The sequence below is a fragment of the Planobispora longispora genome, assembly GCF_016863135.1.
GTDB classification, from domain to species: Bacteria; Actinomycetota; Actinomycetes; order Streptosporangiales; family Streptosporangiaceae; genus Planobispora; species Planobispora longispora.
Genome location: NZ_BOOH01000002.1, coordinates 1 through 22,517, shown reverse-complemented (window position 1 = coordinate 22,517; position 22,517 = coordinate 1). Strand labels below are relative to the sequence as shown.

The following is a 22,517-nucleotide window of genomic DNA, read 5'->3' as shown; positions in this document are numbered from 1 at the left end:
CCCGCGCTCCGGCCCCGCGCTCCGGCCCCGCGCTCCGGCCCCGCGCTCCGGCCCCGCGCTCCGGCCCCGCGCTCCGGCCCCGCGCTCCGGCCCTGAGCCCCGGGGCGGCGCTCCGATGGATCGGTCAGCCGGGCGACCGGGCACGGGGCCGGGCTGTCACCGGTGTCCCGCACGCCGAGCGCGTGGCGGAGCCGCGCTCTATGATCACCGGCGACGGGGCACGGCCCGTCTCGGACGACGGATCGAACGGTGGAGCGCGGCGTGATCGAGGAGTGGCTCCGGGACGTCATGGCGACCGCGTACGGCGAGTGGACGCCGGAGAGCGGGTGTGCCGGCGCCGAGATCACGACGGCCGAGGAGCGTCTCGGGATCGGCCTGCCGCAGGCTCTGCGCGACTACTACACGGTGGCCGGACGGCATGCGGAGCTGATGGGCGCCGGCGGGTACGAGCACACCTTCCGGCTGCGCGCCCCCGAGCACCTGGCGGTCGAGGACGGGTGGCTGATCTTCTGCGGGGAGAACCGGTGGCCCGCGCAGTGGAGCGCGCGCCCGGACGACGTCGGCTGGCCCGATCCCCGCGTTCACGGCCGGGCCGGCCCCGGGGAGCGGTGGTTCAGCGAGTTCCGCAGGCTGTCGGCTTTCCTGCTCAACGTCGCCTGCAAGCAGGCGGTGATGTCGCTGCCGTACCAGGCCACCTGCCGGTTGCGGAAAGGGCAGCTGGAGACCGTCGAGTCGCTGCTGGAGTACGTCGGCTCGCGGGAGGCCTGCCGGGGCGGCGACTGGCTGAGCTTCATCGACCGGCCGGCCCGGATCCTGGCCAGTTACTCCCACATCACCTCGACGGTGCGCGTCGGGGCGGCGGCGCCGGACGCGCTCGCGTCCTTCCACGAGCGGTCGGGCCTGCGGCTCAAGGCGGCCGGAGGCCGGTCGGCGACCGCCCGGCCGTGACGTGTCTCACCGGCTCTCCCGCACCTCCAGGCTCTCCCGCACGCCGTCGGGGCGGTAGATCCCGCGCTCGGTCACGATGCGGGTCACCAGGTGGGGCGGGGTCACGTCGAAGGCCGGGTAGTAGCCGGTGACGCCCTCGGCGGCGGTGCGCCGCCCGAGCGCGTGCAGCACCTCGTCGCCGTCGCGTCGCTCGATCACCACGTCGGCGGCGGTCGGGGCCTGCGGGTCCGGGGCGTCGATGAGCACGTAGAACGGGACGCCGAAGGCGCGGGCGGCCAGGGCGACGCCGAGCGTGCCCACCTTGTTGATCACGTGGCCGTCCAGCGTCACCCGGTCGGCGGCGGTCAGCGCCACGTCGGCCAGTCCGTCGGACAGGGCGGCGGCCACCATGCCGTCGGTGATCAGCGTCGGCCGGTAGCCCATCTCGACCAGCGCCGCGGCGGTCAGCCGGGCGCCCTGCAGGTACGGGCGGGTCTCGGTGCAGACGAACTCCAGACGTTTGCCCGCGGCCTGCGCCGCCCGTACCGTCGCGATCAGGAACGTGTCGGCCCAGCAGTGAGTGAGAACCCGCGTGCCGTCGTCGAGCAGTGAGGCGGCGTGCTCTCCCAGGGCGGCGTTCTTAGCGAGATAGGCGGTTTCGTGTGCGTGTGCCGCCGCCTCGACCGCCGCCACCAGCTCGTCCCCGGCGAGCCGCGCACGACCGCCGCCGGGATTTTCCCCACCGGGATCTTCCCCGCTGGGATCCCCGTCTCCGTCCACGGTCGCCGACAGGACGGCGTGCACCGCGTCGCGGATGTGGTTGTTGGTCGGCCGGGTGGCGACCAGCCGCGCCCCCACGGCGCGCAGTCGCGCGGCCGCCTCCCGTGGTCCGTCGCCGCGGGCCTCGCGCGCCCCCAGCACCATGCCGGCCGTGGCCGCGAACAGCGGCCCCGTGCTCTGCGTCACCATGCGCTCGATGGCCACCGCCACGTCCTCGCTGGTCGCGCAGCGCACCCAGCTCACCTCGAACGGGTAGACACGGCGGTCGAGGATCTCCACCGCGCCGTCGTCCGCGTACCGTACGGACGCGGCGAGCACCGGTCCGCTCATGCCGTCCCCTCCTTCCGCCGGGGGGAGTCGAGCGCCACCCGGGCCGCGGCGCCGCGGAGCAGCCCGGGTGCGAGCCGGCGGTGGACGGCGGACAGCGGGGGCCACACGCCATGGCCCAGACGCCGGTCGTAGCGCAGGAAGGTCGTCAGCGACACCCGCCCGCCGGCTGTCTGGACCAGGAGGTTGCAGGACAGGAACCAGGACGCCGCCTCGAGCCGGATCCAGCCGTCGCCCCGGCCGCCGATCAGCCATCCGGCCACGGTGGCCGGTGACCGTCCCGGGCTGAGCCGGAGACCGAGGAGACCGCGCCAGATCAGCAGCTCCCCGGGGCTGGGGACGTCGCCGAACATCGCCCGGGCCCACCGCTCCGGTGACGCGTCGAGGTCGGTGGAGAGGGTGAACCGGTCGGCGTAGTCGATGCCGGGCAACGAGCTGAGCGCGCGGACGGACTCGGGGATGCCGGGCGTCCCTATGACGCCGTCAACAGATCCGACGGTCATATCGCTCTCTCCGTTCATGTATACGCTACCGTATAAACCCAGGCTAGCTCATTTATACGGTGGCGTATATAGGAGGTGGGGCGCATGGTGGGCACGATCCGCACGCCGCGTGACAGGTGGATCGAGGAAGGGCTGCGGGCGCTGGCCGCCGGCGGCCCGGACGCCGTACGCGTCGAGGCGCTGGCCAAACGGCTCGGCGTCACGAAAGGCGGGTTCTACGGGTTCTTCGCCGACCGTGACGCGCTGCTGGAGGCGATGCTGGACGCCTGGGAGCGCGAGAGCACCGACGAGGTGATCGACCGCGTCGAACGGGAGGGCGGCGACGCGAGGACCAAGGCCCTGCGTGCGGGCGTGCTCACCTTCTCCAGTGACCGTCTGCTCCCGATCGACCTGGCGATCCGTGACTGGGCGCGGCGCGACGAGGCGGTCGCCGAGCGCCTGCGGCGGGTGGACAACCGGCGCATGGCGCTGCTCCGCGAGATGATCGGCACCTTCTGCTCCGATTCCGACGAGGTCGAAGCCCGCAGCCTGCTCGCCTTCTGCGTGGCGATCGGCGAGCACTTCCTCGCCGCCGACCACGGCGGCCGTACCCGGGGCCAGGTCCTCGCCCGAGCGGCCGACCTGCTGCTCGACCGTCCCTCGACGACCGCCGCCGCGGACCGGGAGGGCCCGCGGTGACGCGCGCCCCGGCCGGGCGCGGGACGTTTCATCCGGAACGGGGACCGGCCAGAGCCAGGGCGCGGATCGCGGCCTGGACGGCTTCGAGGTCCACCGCCTCGGGGGCGATCCGCCACTGGGCGTGAACGCCGATGACGGCCCCGACCAGCAGGACCGTGAACGCCTCCGGGGTGGTTCCCGCGGGCACTGCTCCGGCCGGTATCCGGGACTGCACCGCCTGCCGGAGCGCCGAGTGGAGCTGCGCGTAGTGCTCGCGGATCGGCGAGTCCACCTCCACGGCCTCGGCGAGCAGGGTGATGAACAGGCGCGTGGCGGGCAGCCGGATGAAGTCCATGACCTGGTCCAGCGGGTCTCCGGAGCGGTCGTCGCCGGGCGGGGCGACCCCGGTCAGCACGGTCTGGAGCCGGTCGTCGAGCACCGCCTTCAGCAGGCCCAGCTTGTTGCCGAAGTGCCAGGGGATGGAGCCGCGGCTGATGCCGGCCCTCTCGGCGATGTCGACGAAACTCGTCTGCCGGTATCCCTTCTCGGCGAAGAGCCCGGCGGCGGCCGCCACCAGCAGGCGGCGGCTCTCTTCGGTCGTCTCCGCGCGTCGCGTGGCCATGCGGACCATCTAACCAGCTATGCCGTACGGCAGCCCGGGTGCTGATTGATACGGCCTATGTCATCCAACATGGAAAGACTCTTCGCGGACCGGCGGCCTGCGCGGCGGGCAGCCGTCCTCCTCGGCGCGCGCCGTCGCCGCCCCCGCTCGCATCGCGAATCTCGAAGGCGATTCCTGCACCGTATTCTCACACTCCCTGCGCCCGGCCGTCATAGGAGTCTGTTTTGATGGCGTCGTGGCCGAGAAAAGCACTCCAGGAACAAATGATGTGTTCTGGGTCATGGGCTGCGGAATAGTAATGGCCGTCGCGCTGACCTACGCGACGCTGGGAACGTTCGTCGATATCGTTCTGGTGGTTCGGGCGCAACGACATTGCCTCGGTGACCTGGGCGCGGGAGAGGGGCTCGCCGGGTTCGTCTGGGCGATGAGCCGGTTCCTCGTGTTCCCGATCGTCGCGGGCGGCTCGGCTCTCGTCTCTCTTCCGGTCGGCCTGATCGCCCACCTGCCGAGGTTCGCGAAGCGCGGCTGGCTGAGGGGCGTCCTGATGGTTCTCGCCGTCCTCGTCGCTTCGGCCGGTCCGACCGCGATGATTCTTTATGACGTCGCCGCCGGGGGAACTCCGGGCGGCTGCCTCCCGCCCTGGTGGCCCTCCTGGCTCCCGCTGCGATAGGGCGTGGAATTCCGCGGGGCGTGGAGTTTCGCGGGGCGTGGAATTCCGCGCGCCGCGGGATCCGCTTTCGCGCGCGGTCAGTAGCCCTTGCGGTTGAGATACGCGGCCAGGCCGGCCTGCTCCGGGTTGGCGATGAACGTGCCGGACGCGAACAGGGACTCCTCCGCGTGCGACAGGCACCCCCAGGCGGCGTTGCCCCACCCGTCGACGATCTTCAGCTCGGCCTGCTGCGGGCACCGCTGCCGCGCGCCGCCGAGCTCGCAGGTCTCGGGACGCTCGCCGCCGTGGTGCGCGGAGACGGACTGGCGCAGCCGCTCGGCGAGTTCGGCCGCCGCGGCGGCGCGCCGTTCGGCGTCGGCCCGCAGCTCCTGCTCGGCGCGTACGGCGCGGAGCGTGGCCAGGCGCAGGTCGAGATGGCGGGCGACCACCTTGGCGAGCTGGGACAGGACGGATTCCTGCATCGGGGTGATCTTGCGGGGCTGCTGGTCGATCACGTTGACCGTGCCGAGACGGTGGCCGTCGTCGGTGATGATCGGGGCGGCGGCGTAGAACCGCAGGCCCAGCTCGCCCCGGACCAGCGGGTGGTCGAGGGTCCGCGGGTCGACGGCCGCGTCACGGACCACGTACAGGTCGTCGGAGAGCACGGCCGAGGCGCACAGGCCGGGCTCGGTGCCGATCTGTGTGACGCCTTCCAGCCCCTGGCACGCGGCGAACCACACCCTGTCGGCGTCGACGATGGTCACCGTCGCGATGGGCGTCTCGAAGACGTCGGCGGCGATCTGGGCGATCTCGTCGAAGGTTCCGTCCGTCGGAGCGTCGAGGATCTCGTAGCGGCGCACCGCCGCCAGCCGCTCCCGCGTCGCGTGGGCGGGGGCCGGGGCACTGTCGTGCGCGGCCGGAGAGCCGTCGTGCGGCTCCGGGGTGAACGCGGAGGCCGTCTCCATCGGAATATCCCGCCTCCCACACGCGTGCATGCAGTTGGAAAGAGCCCTGCCAGAACTATCACATAAAAGGATTAAAGCCCTAACTCACTCTCCCCAGCTTTTCCTTCGGCGTGAAACCAGGCTAGAGCGATCTCCTCGGCGAGGGGGGGCGAAACCGTGACTCGGGCGATCGGGGCCGCCGTGACCGCGGGCCCGGGTCACGGCGGCGTCCCCCGGAGGCGTCGGTCACCCGGCGGCCGGAACGTAGATCAGGTCGAGCACGCCGGTCTGGAACGTCGCGGACTTGACCAGCTTCAGCGGGTGGGTCGGGGTGTCCTCGAACAGCCGCCGGCCGTGGCCGACGGCGATCGGGTGGACCAGCAGGTGCAGCTCGTCGAGCAGCCCGTTGGCCAGCAGCCAGCGCACGGTCGTGGCCGAGCCGGACATCTGGATGTCGCCGGCGGTCTGCTGCTTGATCTCGCGCAGCTGGGCCGCGACGTCGCCGGAGACGACGGTGGTGTTGTTCCACTCGGCCTTCTCCAGGGTGCTGGACACGACGTACTTGGGCAGGCCGTTGATGAAGGCGGCGAACTCCTGGTCCTGGTCGGTGGTGGTCCAGTAGGATGACCACTCCTCATACAGGGTGCGGCCCATCAGGAAGGCCGCCGCGTTCTGCATGCCCTCGCCGACCACGGCGCCCATCTCGTCGTTGAAGTAGGGGAAGTGCCACTGGTCGGGGGATTCGACCACGCCGTCCAGCGAGATGAAGAAGTTCGAGACGATCTTGCCCATGGCTCTGCTCCTGTGTCGTCGGGGGGGTGGGACGCGGCCCGCGATCCTGCGGGCCGCCCGTGTGAACGTCAGCGTGAAGTGGCGAATCGAGCGCGGCGGGCCCCGACCTGTTCGACGGGCTCACGGGCGGAGGCCGCTCGACTCGGCACACCACGAAACTAAGGCCTCGCTACGACATTTTCCGCGCCGGGACGCGCGGAATCCGGAGGCGAACCGCCCGCGGGCCGGGAGGACCGGCTCCGCCTCCCGATGATTTCCCCGGCGACCTGGGCGTCCGTGGTGAGTGCGGCCGGAGGAATTGAGCATGGCCGTACTCATGCGGGGCGGGGCTTCGGCGTCCATAGTCGTGATGCGCACGGGGCGTCTCCATCCGGTGTCGCCCATGACGTGAGGAGGACGATCGATGCAGGTCATCCGGGCGGCTCGCCTGTTCGACGGAGACAAGACGGTTCTCGCCGGCGAGCCCGCAGTGATCGTCGAGGACGGCCGCGTCGTGTCCGTGCGGCACGACGGCGCCGTCCCCTCCGGCGCCGAACTGGTCGATCTGGGCGACGCGACGCTGCTGCCCGGCCTGATCGACGCCCACGTGCATCTCGCGTTCGACGCCGGCGCCGACCCGGTCGGCGCGCTGGCCGCCCGCGACGACGCCCAGGCCCTCGAAGGCATGCGGGCCGCGGCCCGCACCGCGCTGGCCGCCGGCATCACCACCGTCCGCGACCTGGGCGACCGCGGCTACCTCGGGCTGCTGCTCCGCGCGGAGTTCGCCCGCGACCCCGCGGCGGGCCCGCACCTGCTCACCGCCGGGCCGCCGATCACCACGACCCGCGGTCACTGCTGGTACCTGGGCGGCGAAGCCGACGGCGTCGAGGGCGTGCGCGCGGCGGTGCGCGCACGCGCCGAGCGGGGAGTGGACGTCATCAAGATCATGGCGAGCGGCGGCGAGCTCACCCCCGGCACCCACTCCCACATCCCCCAGTACGGGATCGACGAGTTGCGGGCGGCCGTGGACGAAGCCCGCCGGCTGGACCTGCCGGTCAGCGCGCACGCGCACGCGGGCCAGGCGATCGCGGACGCGGTCGAGGCCGGCGTCGACTCCGTCGAGCACTGCTCGTTCTTCACCGAGGACGGCGTCGGGGCCATGCCGGAGGTCATCGAGAGGCTGGTCCGCACCGGAGTGGTGGTGTCGGCGACGCTCGGGGCCGTCCCGGGAGGGACGATACCGCCGCGGATCGTCGCCAGGATGGCCGCGCTGACCGACCTCTTCGCCCGGCTCCGGCAGGCCGGCGCCACCATCGTCTTCGGCACCGACGCCGGGATCGGCCCGCCGAAGCCGCACGACGTGCTGCCGCACGCGATCGGCATGGCGGTCCGCATGTTCGGCTGGCCGCCGCTGGAGGCCCTGCGCGCGGTCACCTCGCTGCCGGCCCGGTTGTGCCGCCTCGACCGTCGCAAGGGACGGCTGGCGCCCGGAATGGACGCCGACATCCTCGCGGTGGCGGGCGATCCCCTGGCCGACCCGGCCGCGCTGTTCGACGTGCGGGCCGTGTTCCGGCTCGGCCACCGCATCCGCTGAGGCCGTCCGCGCGGCATGTCGCGGAGTCACCCCGGCGGTTCTTCACGGGGCCGGCCCACGACGCACACCAGGCCGGCCGAGGAGGAGGTCCGGCCGGTCAGCGTGGTGGTCTCGAAGCCGTGCTCCGCCAGGACCGCCGAGACCTTCGCGGCGATCTCCCGCGCCCGTTCCGGCCCCGGCGGCTCCCAGCACAGCCGGAGGCTCCCGGCGGGAGCGAGCCAGCGGCGCAGAGCGGCCAGCTCCCGCGCGGGGGATCGCGTCCAGAACAGGTTGACGTTGACCGAGAAGATCTTGTCGAAGGAGGCGTCGGCGAACTCGGCGTCCTCCAGCGCCGTCACCAGGAAGCGCGCCGTGCCGGCCGCCACGTGCTCCCCGTTGCGCAGCCTGGCCGCCTCGACGGCCGTGTCCGACCGGTCGACGGCGGTGAGGGATCCCCCCGCGAGGCGGCCGAGGACGAGCGCGGCCGCGACGCCGCGGCCGCATCCGATCTCCAGGACCCGGTCGGACGGGGCGAGATCCAGCGTCTCCACCGCCCAGGACAGACGTTCGGGTATCGATTTTCCCGTCATGACCACATGATCGGCGAACAGGGGACACGTGGGCGACCCACCGGTACCAAGCGGGTCCCGGTGGTCCGGCTGCGCCGGAGTCCGGCCCGCGTTGCATGTTCATGCGTTGGTGTGCATATACTTCTACCCGTGTCTAAAGTGCTCACCTCCCTGCCTGTCGGTGAACGTGTCGGAATCGCCTTCTCCGGCGGCCTCGACACCTCGGTAGCGGTCGCGTGGATGCGCGAGAAGGGTGCAGTGCCGTGCACCTATACCGCCGACATCGGCCAGTACGACGAGCCCGACATCGCCTCGGTGCCCGGGCGCGCCACGGCTTACGGCGCGGAGGTGGCCCGGCTGGTCGACTGCCGGGCGGCCCTCGTCGAGGAAGGGCTGGCGGCCCTGGCCTGCGGGGCGTTCCACATCCGCTCCGGCGGCCGCGCCTACTTCAACACCACCCCGCTCGGACGGGCCGTCACGGGCACCCTGCTGGTGCGCGCGATGCTCGAGGACGACGTGCAGATCTGGGGCGACGGCTCGACCTTCAAGGGCAACGACATCGAGCGGTTCTACCGGTACGGCCTGCTCGCCAACCCCTCCCTGCGGATCTACAAGCCGTGGCTGGACGCCGACTTCGTCAGCGAGCTCGGCGGGCGCAAGGAGATGTCGGAGTGGCTGCTCGCCCACGGCCTGCCCTACCGGGACAGCACGGAGAAGGCATACTCCACCGACGCGAACATCTGGGGCGCGACCCACGAGGCCAAGCGGCTCGAGCACCTCGACACGGGAATCGAGCTCGTCGAGCCGATCATGGGCGTGCGGTTCTGGGACCCCGCCGTGGAGATCGCCCCCGAGGACGTCACGATCGGCTTCGAGCAGGGGCGGCCGGTGACGATCAACGGCAAGGAATTCGCCTCCGCCGTCGACCTGGTGCTGGAGGCCAACGCCATCGGCGGCCGCCACGGCCTGGGCATGTCCGACCAGATCGAGAACCGGATCATCGAGGCCAAGAGCCGGGGCATCTACGAGGCGCCGGGCATGGCGCTGCTGCACGCGGCGTACGAGCGGCTGGTCAACGCGATCCACAACGAGGACACCCTCGCCGTCTACTACACCCAGGGACGGCAGCTGGGCCGGCTGCTGTACGAGGGCCGCTGGCTGGACCCGCAGGCGCTGATGCTGCGCGAGTCGCTGCAGCGCTGGGTCGGCATGGCGATCACCGGCGAGGTGACCCTGCGGCTGCGGCGCGGTGAGGACTACTCCCTCCTGGACACCTCCGGACCGGCGCTCAGCTACCACCCGGACAAGCTCTCCATGGAGCGGACCGAGGACTCCGCCTTCGGACCGGTCGACCGCATCGGTCAGCTGACCATGCGCAACCTCGACATCGCCGACTCCCGCGCCCGGCTGGAGCAGTACTCCAGGCTCGGCATGGTCGGCAGCCGGCCCGCGGCCCTGGTCGGCGCCGCGCAGGCGGCCGCGACCGGGCTGATCGGCGCGATGTCCGAGGGCGGGGCCGAGGCGATCGCCTCCCGCGGAGAGGCTCCCGGCGACGACGAGCTGCTCGACCTCGCCGCCATGGAGTCCGGCACCGACTGACGGAGTCCGAGGTGGCCCGGCGGGCGCTTCCCGCCGTGCCCGCGCGGGGTTGAGCGGCTCCGGTCCTTGCCCGCCGTGCCCGCGCGGGGCCGGGCGGCTCCGGTCCTTCCGGCTCCCGTCGCCTCCGGGTGCTTCAGCCGACCACCGGACTCCGCCGTTCCAGGAGGACCACGTCGCGCCAGAGGCCGTGGTGGCGGCCGACGCGCTCGCGGGTGCCGACGACCCGGAAGCCCAGCGCCCGGTGCAGGGACAGGCTGGCGGTGTTCTCCGGGAAGACGCCGCTCTGGACGGTCCAGATCCCGGCGTCCTCGCTGGCGGCGATGAAGGCGCTCAGCAGCGCGCGGCCGACGCCGCGCGCCTGGCAGCCGGGGTGGACGTAGACGCTGTGCTCGACGACCCCGGCGTACACGCAGCGGCCGGACACCGGTGAGGCGGCGACCCAGCCCAGGAGCCGCCCGGTCGCGGCGTCGGCGGCGACGCGGCTCAGGCCCGGCACCTTGTCCCGGCTGAAGACCTCCCAGCTGGGCGCGGTGGTCTCGAAGCTGGCGTCGCCGGTGTCGAGTCCCGCCTGGTAGATGGCCAGGACCTGGTCGGCGTCGGCCTCGCGCAGCGGGCGGATGACGATACCGGGCGGGACGGCCGCGGGGCGCGCGCCGCCGCCCGGAGCGGGGGCCGGCGCCGTCTCCTCGGCCCGCGGGGCGGGGCGGCGGGCCGCGATCTCCTCGTCCTCCATGGTGAACTCCTCACTCGCACGCCGGCGCGGCCGGTACGGGATCACCCATCACCGTGTCGGCGGCGGTGGGCAAGCAGCGGTGGCCGTCACACTATCCGGGTCAGCCGTGCCATGCCCGCGGCGTTCAGGCCCCTGCCCCAGACCAGGAGGACGACGAGCCACTGCGCCCACATCACCGCGCTCATCCGACCGGAGAGCAGGTTCTGCGCGGCGGCGTACGGCGTGAGCCACTCCTGGGCGGGACGGAGGACGTCCACGCCGCCCAGCGCGGCCCACAGGCCCAGCGGCAGCGCGACGCTGGCGAGGGACGCGACGACGGGCGAGCGCATCAGCAGCCCCAGCCCGGTGCCGACCAGCTGGGCGACGACCTGCACCAGCACACCGCCCGCCGCGACGGTCCCGGCGTGGCTCCACGGGTCCTGGGCGGTGGCGGGCGAGGCGACCGCGAGCGCGCCGGCGCAGGCCAGGACCCCGAAGACGCCGGCGCCCGCGGCCAGCAGCGCCGCCGCCAGCAGGGTGGGGGCGAGCCGGGGCGTCCGGGGCGCCCGCCGCAGGTCATTGGCGAGCAGGGCGCCGAGGAACGGAACCGTGACGGACATCAGCATCTGCACCGGTTCCGAGAGGGCGGCGAACGTCCGATCGGCGGGCCGTACCCCCGCGGTCACCGCCGCGGCGGCCAGCAGGCCCAGCAGCAGAGTGATCGCGAGCAGCCATCGGCGGGACCGCGTCCCGACGGAACGCCGGATCGCGTCGAGCGTCTCCGCGCCCAAGCCGGCGGGCGCCTCGCCGATGTCCGAAGCGTGCTGCGTCAAGGTCCGCCCCTTTCGCCCGTCCCTTCCGGGACGATCCCCTACATGATCTCCCGGGGGGCCGGCGAAGTCACGAGCCGATTCCCGCCGCCCGTGACGATCACCCGGCCGCCGGAGTCGCGGGCGTGCCGGTCGGCGGCGTCGAGGATGGCCCAGCCGGACGGGTCGATCACGCTGAGCCCCCGGGCGTCCACGATCACGACCGGCGGGACGCGCGCGGCCAGCGCCTTGGCCAGCAGCACGTGGAGCATCGGGGCGGTCGCCCCGCTCAGGTGGCCGGTCAGGTGGAGGACGGTCAGGTCGGTGTAGGGCTGAACGTCCACGTGCAGGCCGCCGGAGGAGTGTTCCTCATCGTTCACGACACGGGTCCGGGCTGGTGCGGGGGGATGGAGACGGGGTGCCGCGGGCCGTGCGGTGACTCTCCCGGCCGAGGGGCGGGGACGGAGCCGACCGGTCTTCCCGGCACACCTGGGAGCAGGGTAACAGACGCTTGCTTCACGCGGTGAGGCGCCGTTCCCGCGTCACCGCGGCCGCTCGGCGAGGGTTTTGACGCCCTGGAGCGTGGCCTGGATCCCGGCGAGCAGATCGGTGAGCCGGTGCCGGACGATGGCCTCCTCCTTCTCCGGCATGCGGTCGATCGCCAGGCTGACCCCGGAGCGCGCCGGGCCGAGGCGGACGCTCTGCCGCAGCAGGGTGCCGCCGGAGCCGGGGCGGAGGTCGAACCGCCAGGTGGCCATCGGGGCGCGCGGATCGGCGGCGCCGCCGCCGAACCGGCCGTCGGGGTCGACCACGGCCCAGGCGAACGCGCGCGGGGCGTCCAGCTCGGTCACGTACGAGACGGTCCGCCACTCGCCCATGATCGAGTTGTGGTTGCGGCCCTCGAAGCGGGCGCCCACCGCCGGCCGGTCGGCGGCGTCGAGCCAGCGCACGCGGCGCAGCTCGGGGCTGAAGCGGGCGGGCAGCTCGATGTCGGTCACCAGCTCCCACACCCGGGCCGGTTCCGCCTGGATGTGCACTTCGTGCTCCGTCGCGGGGCCGTCCGGATAGCGCATGACCCATCCCTCCTCCGATGATCCATTACTCGTGGGTAAGTATGTCCGGTCGTCATCCGCCCCGCCCGCCCGGCGGCCGTTCACCGGATGCAGAACCGGTCATCCGACCGATCCGGACACCGGCGCGGGAAATCGGGTGGACCGGCCGTGCGGAGCTCACTTGGATGGTGGATGTGCCGGTGCTCGGTGATTCCGCGTTCTTCTGCGGGGCGCGAACAGACGATCGTGGCGTGGGCCCGCCCTCCGGTCCGGCGCCGGCGGCGGGTCCCGCCACCGTCCTGGAGATCGCCTGCGACGAGTCCGGTCCGGAGGGCGAGAAGCTCATCGGAGGGAACACCGACGTGTTCGCCCACGCCGGCGTCGGGCTGACCGTCGGCGCGGCGGCGGACTGCATGCGGGAGATACGGGACAGGGCGCCCTCCCCGGCGACGGAGTACAAGGCCAACATCCTGCTCCGCGCGAAACACCGGGCGGCTCTCGTATGGCTGCTCGGGCCGTCGGGACCGATCCGGGGGAGGGCCCACGTCCATCTGGTCGACAAGACCTTCTTCGCGGTGGGGAAGATCGCCGATCTGCTCGCCGGGGACGTCACCTGTACGGCGGACGCGGGATCGTGCCGGACCCGTGAGGCCGGGGCCCTGGCCGTCGCCCTGTACCGCGAGGGCGCGGCCGCCTTCGGCCGGGAACGCTGGCAGGCGTTCCTGGGGGCGTTCAACGACCTGATCCGCGCCGTGTCCCGCCGTCGTCCGCCGCCCGCCGGGAGGGGGCTGGCGGCTCTGACGCTCGTCGACTCCCGCTCGGACCCGCGGGTCCAGGTCGCCGACGTCCTCGCCGGGGCGGCGCGGAAGATAGCCTCGGACGAGCTCGGCGCCGACGCGCCGCCGTCGCCCGCCCGTCCCCGCGGATCCGTGGCCTTCTCGTCCCCGCGGAGATCCCCGCTCCCGGGAAGAGACCGGGAACCTTTGAAGAGGCCGGGAACCTTTCCCGGCGCCCGCCGGTACTGGCTGGTGGATCATTCCTCGGGCAGGAGAGGCGGGACGGTGGACGATCGGGAGGCGCCCGGCGTCGGGGCGCGGGGCGGCGGGGCGCCCGGCGGTGAGGTGCGGGGAGCCGAGGTGCTCGACAGCGGGGCATGGGGTGGCGGGGTGTTCGGCGGCGCCGGGAGGCCGCGGAGGCCGCGCTGGGCGGTCTGGGCGGTGTCCTCGGCCGTCGTCCTGACCGTGGCCCTGACGGCCGTGATGGTCTGGCCCCGGTTGAGCGGGGCGGGGCCCGCGCACGATCCGTCGGCGGCGATCACCGCACCCGCGCGGGCCGTACCGTCGGGGTCCGGGCCCGCGGGGTCCGCGACGGCGTCGCCGCCGGCCACGGTGATCGCCAGGCAGGTGGCCCCGGGCGTCAGGGTCGGCGCCGACAGGGCCGGGGAAGGGCGGCTGCCGCGGCTGGCGACCGCGCTGCCGGAGACGCTCTCGACGGACGGCGCCGTACCGCTGTCCGCCGCGCCGATGACGCGGGCGCTGGCGTTGTTCCAGCGGTACGGCGAGGGCGATCTCGACCGGGTGTTCGCCCTGGACGTGGACGGAGGGCTGCGTGAGCTGGACGGGGTCGAGCTCACCCGGCCGACCGACCGGCACGGCAACGCGCACCTCCCGCTGAACGGCACCTCGCTCAGCCCCGACGGCCGCCGGGCCGCCTTCCCGCAGCGGAATGAGGTCGTGGTGGCGGACCTGACCGACGGGACCTCCCGCCGCTGGCCGCTGCCGGGCTTCAACGAGATCGTCTCCTGGCGTCCGGACGGCGTCACCCTCGTGGTCGAGCAGGAGGAGACGGTGTTCCTCGTCGACAGCCGGACCGGAAAGGCCGGGCGGCAGCCGTATCCCGGCTTCGGAACCGTGGCCGGCGGCGAACCGGGCACGGATCTCCACCGGTTGCGCAGCGCCTCGGATCTCCACCGGCTGGGCGTCACGGGGCCCGCGAAGACGGAGCTGACCCGCTGGGACGCCTCGGGGAACCTGCTGGCCCGCGAGAATCCCCGGCTCACCGTGGGGACCGGTGAGTGGTGGGGATCGGCCTGGCTGCGTGGCGGGCGCGTCGCCGGCGACGTGTTCGGCTCGGGCGGCCGGCTCGAGGCCGAGGCGGTCGTCGTGCTCGACGCCGTGACCGGCGAGCAGGTCGCGGCCCTCAAGGTGCCGGGGATGGACCGGTGGAAGGGATGCTGCCAGGTGATGGGCTGGTATGACGAGGACACCGTGCTCTTCGCCAGCAGGGGCGGGCCGTCCCGGCTGCTGGCCTGGCGGGTGTCCAGCGGCGAGCTGCTGCGGGTCGCCGACGTGCCCGACGACGCCGTGGTGGCGCTCGGAGACCTGCGGGAATGATCCGGACGGGACGGCTCGGAGCCTGCCCGGCGACGTGGGGCCGCCCGGTGGTCCGGAGTTCCGCAGTGACCCGGACGGGACGGCTCGGAGACCTGCCCGGTGATCGGGGGTTGCGTCCGGTGGCTCAGAGCTCCGCACGGCAGCGGGCGGCCAGGTCCCGGGCCGCGGCCGCCGGGGCCAGCCAGCCGGCCTGGGACGCGGCGGTGAGCAGGGGCTTCAGCACGCGGAGCGCCTCGCGCGGTTCGCCGCGGGCGAGCCGGGCCCGGGCCACCGACACGTAGGCGTCCGTGCCCTGCAGCCAGGCCGTGCCGGGCGGCGCCTGGACGGCGCCCAGCATCGCGTCGGCCTCGTCGAGGAGCGCGCGGGAGCCGGTCGCCTCCGCCAGCGGGGCCAGGCAGCGCAACCGGTACGCCTGGGCGTCAGGCAGTGTGTGGTCCTCCAGGCCGCGCTCCAGGATCGCGGCGGCCTCCCGGGTCTCACCGATCTCGATCAGGGTGGTCGCGTGCATGCCGAGGGCCGCCGCACTCCACCAGGCGTGCGCGTCCAGGTCGAGCGATCGACGGCCGTAACGGACCGCGTCGTCGTGGCGGCCCCGGAGCCGGGCGATCCAGCCCAGGTGGGCGACGTACCACTTCTCGTAGCCGGTGTAGCCGCTGCGCCGGTTGACGGCCAGCGCCTCCGACATCCGGGCCGCCGCCTCGTCCCACGCCCCGGTCGCGGCCGCCGGCAGCGCGGACTCGAAGACGCACCACTGCAGCAGCCACAGGTCGCCGAGCCGCCGCAGCAACGGCTCCAGCTCGCCGATCAGGCGGCCGAGCGCGGGCATCTCGCCCAGGTGGGCGCGGACCGTCTTCAGCCCGTCCAGGGCGGCGGCGCGGGCGTGGTCGTCGCCGGACAGCCGCGCCGCGGCCAGCGCCCGCTCGCCGTACGCGAGCGCGTCGGCGAGCAGCAGCCGGTTGCTGCCGACCACGGCCAGCCAGCCGAGCAGGTGGGCCTCGGCGCCGTGGTCGCCCAGCAGCGTCGCGTGCCGGAGCGCGGACATCAGGTGCGCGGCCCCCTCGTCGACGGACCGCCCGACCCCGGCCCAGGCCGCGCCGCCGAGCTGGCGCAGCGCGTTCATCTCCAGCCGGCGGTCACCGGTGACCCGGGCCAGTTCCACCGCGGCCTCGTGGTCGACGAGCGCCTCCTCGTACCGGAACGCCATCTCGTTGACCCGGCCCCGGTGGAGGTGCGCCTGGCCCCGCAGTTCGGGGTCCGCCGCCCGGGTCGCCGCGTCGAGCGCGAGGTCGAGCAGCCCCTTGGCGTCGTCGACCGCGTATCCGGCCATGGCGCGCTGGCCCGCGGTGAGCCAGCCGCGGGCGGCCCTCGGCCAGTCCTCCGCGGCGGCGCTGTGCCGGGCGACGGCCTCCGGGTTGCCGGCCAGGAGATCCGCCGCGGCACGGTGGTAGGCGGCCCGGGTCGGCGCGGGGACGCTGTCGTACAGGATCTCCTGGACCAGGTCGTTGGCGAACTCGTAGACCCGGCCGGTGACGACGCTCAGCCGGGCGGCGAGGATCCGCTCGCAGCGGCGGGCCGCCTCCCGCACCCCGATGCCGAGCAGGCCCGCCACCGTCTCCGGGGAGAACGACGGCCCGAGGACCGCCGCGGCGCGCAGCAGCTCCTCGGCCGGTTCGCCCGCGCGCCGTACCCGCGCCAGCACGCTGGTCCGCAGCGAGGCGGGGATGCCCGACTCGCCCGCCGCCAGCGCCCGCAACGTCTCGACCACGAACAGCGGGTGGCCCCGGGTGCGCTCCCCGATCTGGCCGGCCAGCTCCGCGTGGCCCGCGGCGGCGGCCAGCCGGGCGACGGCGGCCGGGTCCAGCGGCCCCACCTCGACCTGCTCGGCGACCTCTCCCAGCAGGTCCAGGACGTGCCGGCCCTCCTCGGCCCGCACGGTCGCCAGCGCGAGCAGCCGGCCGGACCCCGAGCGGGCGGCGAGGTAGTGGAGCAGCTCGATCGTGGCCATGCTGGCGTGGTGCAGGTCGTCCAGGACCAGCAGGACCGGCTGGCGGGCGCACATGCGCCGCAGGAACAGGGCGATGGCCTCGTAGGTCCAGCGGCGCTCCGTCTCCGCGCTGGCGTGCTCGGCCATCGCGCCGGGGAGCGCGGCGGCGACGTCGGGCACCAGCCGGGCCAGCGCGGCGGCCCGGTCGCCCGCCGCCTCCCGCAGCTCGGCGGCGGACAGCCCGCCCGCGAGCTGCGTCAGCAGCTCGGTGAACGGCTGGAGGAAGAGGGAGCGTTCCACCTCGAAACAGCGCGTCGAGACCACCCGGCCGCCGCCGTCGAGCACGATCCGGGCGGCCCGCTCGGCCAGGCTCGTCTTCCCGATGCCGGCCTCGCCGGTGAGCAGCACCAGCCGCGACCGGGCGTGCACCGCGTCCTCCCAGGCGGCGGCCAGCCGCGCCAGTTCGGCCCGGCGGCCGGTGAATCCGCCTTCGGGGCCGGTGGGCGCGGCCTCGCCGACGACCTGCCCGGTGGCCGTCCGCTCCCGCAGGATGGCCTCGTGCAGGTCCCGCGTGATGCGGGCGGGGTCGGCGCCGAGCTCTTCGGCGAGCGTCTCCCGCAGCCTCTCGTAGGCCGCCAGCGCCCGGCCCGGCTCCCCGGCGGCCTCGTGGGCGCGCATCAGCAGCCGGTGGGCGGCCTCGTCGAGGGGGTCGGCGCCGATCGCCGCCTCCGCCGCCGCGACGGCCCCGGCCGGATTCCTGGTGCGGATCGCCGCCTCGGCCGCGGCGTGCCGGGCCCGGCGCAGCAACCCGGCCCGGCCGGCGCGCGCGGGCTCGGCCCACAGCGCGTCGGGCTGGTCCACGAGCACCTCCGCCGCCAGCAGGTCCGCCGCGCCGCGCGCGGCGGCCAGCGCGAGCGCGGGCTCCCCGCCGGTGAGCCGGTTCTCGGCCTCGCCGACCAGCTCCGCCGCCCGGTCCAGGTCGACGGCGACGCCGGGACCGAGCCGGTAGCCGCCGCGCCCCCCGGTGATCAGGTCGGGCCCGAACGTCGTGCGCAACCGGCTGACCAGCGTGGCCAGGTTCTGCGCGGGCCGTGACGGCGGGGCGCCGCCCCACAGCGCGTCGGCGATGGCGTCGGCGGGGACGAGGCTGCCGCGCCGTACCGCCAGGAGGGCCAGCAGCGTGCGCGCCTGACGGCTGCCCACCGCGCCGGCCGAGCGGATCTCGCCGGCCCGGCCGACGGCCAGGGTTCCCGCCAGCCGCAGTTCGATCTCGTCGCCCACGCCCCCAAGTCTTGCCTTCGCTCTGCAACGTTCCTGCAACGGTTCCGAGGAATCTGGAGCGATCTACACGAATCCACGGCGATCTGCGGCGATTCATAGCGATTCGCGGCGATCCGGACAGAGGGGAGATCGATCATGGCGGTCGATCAGGACAAGCTCATGGAGTTCCTGCTCAAGTTCGTCGGCGACCTGGGCGGCGCGATGGCCGCGGGCAACGTGGTCGTGGGCGAGCGGCTGGGACTGTACCGCGCGCTGACGGACGGGCCGCTCCGGCCGGAGGCGCTCGCCGAGCGGACCGGCACCCACCCCCGGTACGCGGAGGAGTGGTTGCGCGGCCAGGCCGCCGGCGGCTACGTGGAGTACGACGTCGCGAGCGGGACCTACTGGCTCACCGAGGAGCAGGCGTTCGCGCTGACCGACCCGGACGGCGCGGTGTTCGTCCCCGGGGCCTTCCAGCTCGCCGTCGGCGCGCTGCGCGCCCAGGAGCAGATCATCGAGGCGTTCCGCACCGGCGGCGGCGTCGGCTGGCACGAGCACGACCCCGAGGTGTTCACCGGCTGCGAGCGGTTCTTCCGCCCGGGATACGCCGCCAACCTGGTCACGACCTGGATCCCCGCGCTCACCGGCGTGGAGGACAAGCTCCGCGCCGGGGCGCGCGTGGCCGACGTCGGCTGCGGGCACGGCGCTTCCACGGTGCTGATGGCGCGGGCCTACCCCGAGTCGACCTTCACCGGTTCCGACTACCACGCCGAGTCGGTCAAGCAGGCCGAGGTCCGGGCGGCCGAGGCGGGCCTGGACGGCCGGGTCGCCTTCGAGGCCGCCTCCGCGCAGACGTTCGGCGGCGGGCCGTACGACCTGGTCACCTCCTTCGACTGCCTGCACGACATGGGCGACCCGCTCGGCGCGGCCCGGCACATCCGGGAGTCGCTGGCCCCCGACGGCACCTGGATGGTGGTCGAGCCCGCGGCGGGCGACAGCGTCGCCGCCAACCTCAACCCGATCGGGCGCGTCTACTACTCGTTCTCGACCTTCCTGTGCGTGCCCAACGCGATGTCGCAGGCCGGCGGGTACGCCCTCGGAGCGCAGGCGGGCGAGGCGCCGATCCGGAGGCTCGCCTCCGACGCCGGGTTCACCCGCTTCCGGAAGGTCGCGGAGAATCCGTTCAACATGGTGTACGAGGCGCGTCCCTGAAAGTCCTGAAAGTCGCTGGAAGTCCCCGAGAAGACGGGGAACGTCCCTGAAAGGCCGGGCCATGAAGGCGAGACAGGCGGACTCCGAGGGCTTCGTCGAGCACGGCGGAGTGAAGATCCACTACGAGGTGCACGGCACCGGCGGGCCCACCGTCCTGCTCCTGCCGACCTGGACGATCGTGCACAAGCAGGTCTGGAAGATGCAGCTCGCCTTCCTGGCCCGGCACCACCGCGTGGTGCTCTACGACGGCCCGGGCAACGGACGCTCGGACCGGCCGCTCGCGCCCGCCGCCTACGCGTGGCGGGCGCAGATCGGCTACGCGCTGGCGGTCCTGGACGCGACGGGAACCGACCGGGCGGTGGTCGCCGGGATGTCGAGGGCCGTGAACTGGGCGCTCGGACTGGCGGCCGAGCACCCCGGCCGGGTCCTCGGGACCGTCGCCCTCTGCCCCTCCGTGCCGCTCGTCCGGTACGGCCCGCCGAACCTGGACGGCCCGCCGCCCGCGATGGAGCCCTCGGCGGTACGGCGGGGCCGCCACGACCCGCCCGAACACTGGTACAAGTACAACCGGGGCTACTGGATCGAGGACCACGAGGACTTCCTCTGGTTCTTCTTCGGCCAGTGCTTCTCCGAGCCCCACTCCACCAAGGCGATCGAGGACGGGGTGGCGTGGGGCCTGGAGACCACCGGCGAGGTGCTGGTCGCCGAGAGCCGGGCGGAGCGCGCCGACGAGGAGACGGTCCGGGCCTGGTGCGCCCGCGTCACCGGCCCGGTGCTGGTGATCCAGGGCGACGGCGACCGCGTCGTCCCGCCCGAGTGCGGCGTCGCGCTCGCCGAGCTGACCGGCGGACGGCTGGAGGTGGTCGAGGGCGGCGGCCACCTGCCCATGGTCCGCGACCCGGTCCGGGTGAACCTGCTCGTCCACGACTTCGCCGCGCGGTTCGCCCCGCCGGAGCCGCGGCGGACCTGGAGCCGGTGGAGCCGCCGGCCGCGCCGGGTGCTGTACCTGTGCTCCCCGATCGGGCTCGGGCACGCCCGCAGGGACGTGGCGATAGCCCGCGAGCTGCGCGCCCTCCACCCGGACGTGCGGATCGACTGGCTCGCGCAGGACCCGGTCACCCGGGCGCTGGAGGCGGCGGGGGAGCGGGTGCACCCCGCGAGCCGCTGGCTGGCCTGCGAGTCCGCGCACGTCGAGAGCGAGGCGGGCGAGCACGACCTGCACTGCTTCCAGGCGCTGCGGCGGATGGACGAGATCCTGCTGGCCAACTTCATGGTCTTCCACGACGTCGTGCGGGACGAGCCGTACGACCTGGTCGTCGGGGACGAGGCGTGGGAGGTCGACCACTTCCTGCACGAGAATCCGGAGCTGAAGCGGTTCGCCTACGCCTGGCTCACCGACTTCGTGGGCATGCTGCCGATGCCCGCGGGCGGCGAGCGGGAGGCGCTGGTCGCCGCCGACCACAACGCCGAGATGATCGGGCGGGTCGAACGCTTCCCGCGCCTGCGCGACCGCGCCGTGTTCGTCGGCGATCCCGAGGACGTGGTCGGGGGTCGCTTCGGGCCGGGGCTGCCGTCGATCCGGGAGTGGACCGAGGCCCACTACGACTTCGCCGGGTACGTCACCGGTTTCGACCCGGCCGCGCACACCGACCGGGAGGCGCTCCGCGCCGAGCTCGGCTACCGGCCGGGGGAGCCGGTGTGCCTGGTGAGCGCCGGGGGCTCCGGCGTCGGCGGCGACCTCCTGGGGCGGGTCGCGGCCGCCTTCCCCGAGGCCGCGCGGCGCGTGCCCGGCCTGCGCATGGTCGTGGTCGCCGGGCCGCGGGTCGATCCGTCCCGGCTGCCGTCCCGTCCCGGGCTGGAGGTGCGCTCGTGGGTCCCCGACCTCCACCGCCACCTGGCCGCCTGCGACCTGGCGGTGGTCCAGGGCGGGCTGACGACCTGCATGGAGCTCACCGCGGCCGCGCGGCCGTTCGTCTACGTCCCGCTCCGCAACCACTTCGAGCAGCAGTTCCACGTCGCCCACCGGCTGCGCCGCCACGGGGCCGGCAGGCGGCTGGACTACGCCGACCTGGACCCCGGCCTGCTGGCCGAGACCATCGCCGCCGAGATCGGCCGCCCGGTCGAGTACCGTCCCGTCCCGGGGGACGGGGCCGCGCGCGCCGCCGCGCTCCTGGCCGGGCTGCTGTGAGGACGCACGGGCTGCTGTGAGGCTGCACAGGCTGCTGTGAGGACGCACGGGCTGCTGTGAGGCTGCACAGGCTGCCGTGAGGACGCACGATCAGCTGTGAGGACGCGCGGTCGGCGGATTCTCAGGGCGTCCCGGGGCCGCGGAGTGATCCTCTACCCGAGGTGCCGGACCCGGACGATCCCGGGAACCGTGCGTGCCAGCAGGTCGGCGATCTGGTCGTGGTGGACGCCGGCGTGCCCGCGCAGTTCGGCGACGCCGTCGCGCACGGTGACCTCCCAGCGGGGCCCGAAGGGATACTGCTCGTGCAGCGCGGCGAGCACGTCCTCACGGAGCTTCTTGTCGGACCGGGCCAGCATGGCCATCAGGTCGCGGCGGCTGACCATGCCGACCACCCGGTCGTTCTGCACGACCGGCAGGCTCTTGACCCGCTTGGCGACGAGCAGGCCGACCAGCTGGACGGCGTCCGTGACGGGCGAGACGGTGACCACCTCGCGCGTCATCACCTCCGCCACCCGGTGCGGCGGTGGGGCGGCGTTGCCCGGCACGGCCCGTACCGTGGCGCGCGGATCGGGCTGGAACTCGCCCTGGAGCAGGTCCATCTCGCTGACGATCCCGGCGAGGGCGCCCGAGTCGTCCACCACGGGGGCGGCGGTGATGTTGTGGGTGTACAGCACCCGGACGGCCTCGCGTACCGAGTCGTCGGGGGAGACCGTGACGACCGGGCTGCTCATGACATCGCGTACCAGCATCGCTACCGTCCCATTCGAGATGCGGAGTCGTTATGACGGGCCACAACCCCACCGGCCTTCACACATCGCCTCCTCAAGAGCGGCGTGGGGTCGCCTGATCCCATCTCACCCCAGCGGCGGCCCCGTGTGGAGGGCCGGAAGTCCTTTGTCACCCGACCTCGCGTCCCGGAAGTCCGCCGCCGTAAGGCACGCGCGGCCGTACCGGGACGACGACGGCGGGCGCGGACCCGAGGTCCG

At 73.9% G+C, this 22,517-nt stretch carries 20 protein-coding genes; 8 read left to right on the top strand and 12 right to left on the bottom strand.

Features of this window, described 5'->3' with window-relative positions; translation table 11 throughout:
* The first annotated feature begins 249 nt into the window (after window positions 1-249).
* The gene (locus Plo01_RS01725; RefSeq protein WP_203888671.1) at window positions 250-948 is read left to right on the top strand and encodes a hypothetical protein; all 699 of its coding nucleotides are present in this window, start codon (window positions 250-252) and stop codon (window positions 946-948) included.
* A gap of 6 nt (window positions 949-954) precedes the next feature.
* On the opposite strand, the gene Plo01_RS01720 is transcribed toward Plo01_RS01725, so the two are convergent.
* Together Plo01_RS01720 and Plo01_RS01715 are read right to left on the bottom strand one after the other, a co-directional pair.
* Window positions 955-2,037 (bottom strand): s-methyl-5-thioribose-1-phosphate isomerase, encoded by a 1,083-nt coding sequence (locus Plo01_RS01720; RefSeq protein ID WP_203888670.1) that lies wholly within the window; start codon window positions 2,035-2,037, stop codon window positions 955-957.
* Window positions 2,034-2,537, bottom strand: a complete 504-nt coding sequence (locus Plo01_RS01715) for a hypothetical protein (protein ID WP_203888669.1) — start codon at window positions 2,535-2,537, stop codon at window positions 2,034-2,036. The genes Plo01_RS01720 and Plo01_RS01715 overlap by 4 nt, the downstream gene beginning before the upstream one ends.
* Before the next feature lie 84 nt (window positions 2,538-2,621).
* Here Plo01_RS01715 and Plo01_RS01710 point away from each other — a divergent pair, with 84 nt between their 5' ends.
* The gene (locus Plo01_RS01710; RefSeq protein WP_239315790.1) at window positions 2,622-3,215 is read left to right on the top strand and encodes a TetR/AcrR family transcriptional regulator; all 594 of its coding nucleotides are present in this window, start codon (window positions 2,622-2,624) and stop codon (window positions 3,213-3,215) included.
* Window positions 3,216-3,243: 28 nt separating this feature from the next.
* On the opposite strand, the gene Plo01_RS01705 is transcribed toward Plo01_RS01710, so the two are convergent.
* Window positions 3,244-3,816 (bottom strand): TetR/AcrR family transcriptional regulator, encoded by a 573-nt coding sequence (locus Plo01_RS01705; RefSeq protein ID WP_203888668.1) that lies wholly within the window; start codon window positions 3,814-3,816, stop codon window positions 3,244-3,246.
* Window positions 3,817-4,051: 235 nt separating this feature from the next.
* Here Plo01_RS01705 and Plo01_RS01700 point away from each other — a divergent pair, with 235 nt between their 5' ends.
* Window positions 4,052-4,486 carry a hypothetical protein gene (locus Plo01_RS01700; RefSeq protein WP_203888667.1) on the top strand — a complete coding sequence of 145 codons (435 nt, stop codon included), beginning with the start codon at window positions 4,052-4,054 and terminating at the stop codon, window positions 4,484-4,486.
* A gap of 77 nt (window positions 4,487-4,563) precedes the next feature.
* Here the strand turns inward: Plo01_RS01700 and Plo01_RS01695 are convergent, their stop codons facing one another.
* Both Plo01_RS01695 and Plo01_RS01690 read right to left on the bottom strand, forming a co-directional pair.
* Entirely contained in the window at window positions 4,564-5,430 is an 867-nt protein-coding gene (locus Plo01_RS01695) for a GAF domain-containing protein (protein ID WP_203888666.1), read from the bottom strand.
* A 225-nt stretch (window positions 5,431-5,655) separates the two neighbouring features.
* Window positions 5,656-6,201, bottom strand: a complete 546-nt coding sequence (locus Plo01_RS01690; protein ID WP_203888665.1) for a dihydrofolate reductase family protein — start codon at window positions 6,199-6,201, stop codon at window positions 5,656-5,658.
* 403 nt (window positions 6,202-6,604) lie between these two features.
* Here Plo01_RS01690 and Plo01_RS01685 point away from each other — a divergent pair, with 403 nt between their 5' ends.
* Window positions 6,605-7,774, top strand: coding sequence for an amidohydrolase family protein (locus Plo01_RS01685; protein ID WP_203888664.1), 1,170 nt, complete (start codon window positions 6,605-6,607; stop codon window positions 7,772-7,774).
* Between the two features lie 26 nt (window positions 7,775-7,800).
* Here Plo01_RS01685 and Plo01_RS01680 read toward each other — a convergent pair whose 3' ends face one another.
* The gene (locus Plo01_RS01680) at window positions 7,801-8,343 is read right to left on the bottom strand and encodes a class I SAM-dependent methyltransferase (RefSeq protein ID WP_203888663.1); all 543 of its coding nucleotides are present in this window, start codon (window positions 8,341-8,343) and stop codon (window positions 7,801-7,803) included.
* Between the two features lie 129 nt (window positions 8,344-8,472).
* Between Plo01_RS01680 and argG the strand changes: the two genes are divergently transcribed.
* Window positions 8,473-9,921, top strand: a complete 1,449-nt coding sequence (gene argG / locus Plo01_RS01675; protein WP_203888662.1) for an argininosuccinate synthase — start codon at window positions 8,473-8,475, stop codon at window positions 9,919-9,921.
* A 133-nt stretch (window positions 9,922-10,054) separates the two neighbouring features.
* Here argG and Plo01_RS01670 read toward each other — a convergent pair whose 3' ends face one another.
* From Plo01_RS01670 to Plo01_RS01655, 4 genes are all read right to left on the bottom strand, one after another.
* The gene (locus Plo01_RS01670) at window positions 10,055-10,654 is read right to left on the bottom strand and encodes a GNAT family N-acetyltransferase (RefSeq protein WP_203888661.1); all 600 of its coding nucleotides are present in this window, start codon (window positions 10,652-10,654) and stop codon (window positions 10,055-10,057) included.
* An 86-nt stretch (window positions 10,655-10,740) separates the two neighbouring features.
* Window positions 10,741-11,466: a hypothetical protein gene (locus Plo01_RS01665; RefSeq protein WP_203888660.1), complete on the bottom strand. Its 726-nt coding sequence runs from the start codon at window positions 11,464-11,466 to the stop codon at window positions 10,741-10,743.
* A gap of 38 nt (window positions 11,467-11,504) precedes the next feature.
* Window positions 11,505-11,822 (bottom strand): STAS domain-containing protein, encoded by a 318-nt coding sequence (locus Plo01_RS01660; RefSeq protein ID WP_203888659.1) that lies wholly within the window; start codon window positions 11,820-11,822, stop codon window positions 11,505-11,507.
* A gap of 162 nt (window positions 11,823-11,984) precedes the next feature.
* Window positions 11,985-12,515, bottom strand: coding sequence for an SRPBCC family protein (locus Plo01_RS01655; protein WP_203888658.1), 531 nt, complete (start codon window positions 12,513-12,515; stop codon window positions 11,985-11,987).
* 230 nt (window positions 12,516-12,745) lie between these two features.
* Between Plo01_RS01655 and Plo01_RS01650 the strand changes: the two genes are divergently transcribed.
* The gene (locus Plo01_RS01650; RefSeq protein ID WP_203888657.1) at window positions 12,746-14,887 is read left to right on the top strand and encodes a hypothetical protein; all 2,142 of its coding nucleotides are present in this window, start codon (window positions 12,746-12,748) and stop codon (window positions 14,885-14,887) included.
* A gap of 124 nt (window positions 14,888-15,011) precedes the next feature.
* On the opposite strand, the gene Plo01_RS01645 is transcribed toward Plo01_RS01650, so the two are convergent.
* Window positions 15,012-18,152 (bottom strand): ATP-binding protein, encoded by a 3,141-nt coding sequence (locus Plo01_RS01645; RefSeq protein WP_203888656.1) that lies wholly within the window; start codon window positions 18,150-18,152, stop codon window positions 15,012-15,014.
* Between the two features lie 135 nt (window positions 18,153-18,287).
* On the opposite strand from Plo01_RS01645, the gene Plo01_RS01640 reads away from it, so the two are divergent.
* Window positions 18,288-19,343 (top strand): class I SAM-dependent methyltransferase, encoded by a 1,056-nt coding sequence (locus tag Plo01_RS01640; protein ID WP_203888655.1) that lies wholly within the window; start codon window positions 18,288-18,290, stop codon window positions 19,341-19,343.
* A gap of 61 nt (window positions 19,344-19,404) precedes the next feature.
* Window positions 19,405-21,531, top strand: coding sequence for an alpha/beta fold hydrolase (locus Plo01_RS01635; RefSeq protein ID WP_203888654.1), 2,127 nt, complete (start codon window positions 19,405-19,407; stop codon window positions 21,529-21,531).
* Window positions 21,532-21,683: 152 nt separating this feature from the next.
* On the opposite strand, the gene Plo01_RS01630 is transcribed toward Plo01_RS01635, so the two are convergent.
* Window positions 21,684-22,280, bottom strand: coding sequence for a CBS domain-containing protein (locus tag Plo01_RS01630; protein ID WP_203888653.1), 597 nt, complete (start codon window positions 22,278-22,280; stop codon window positions 21,684-21,686).
* Window positions 22,281-22,517 lie beyond the last annotated feature (237 nt).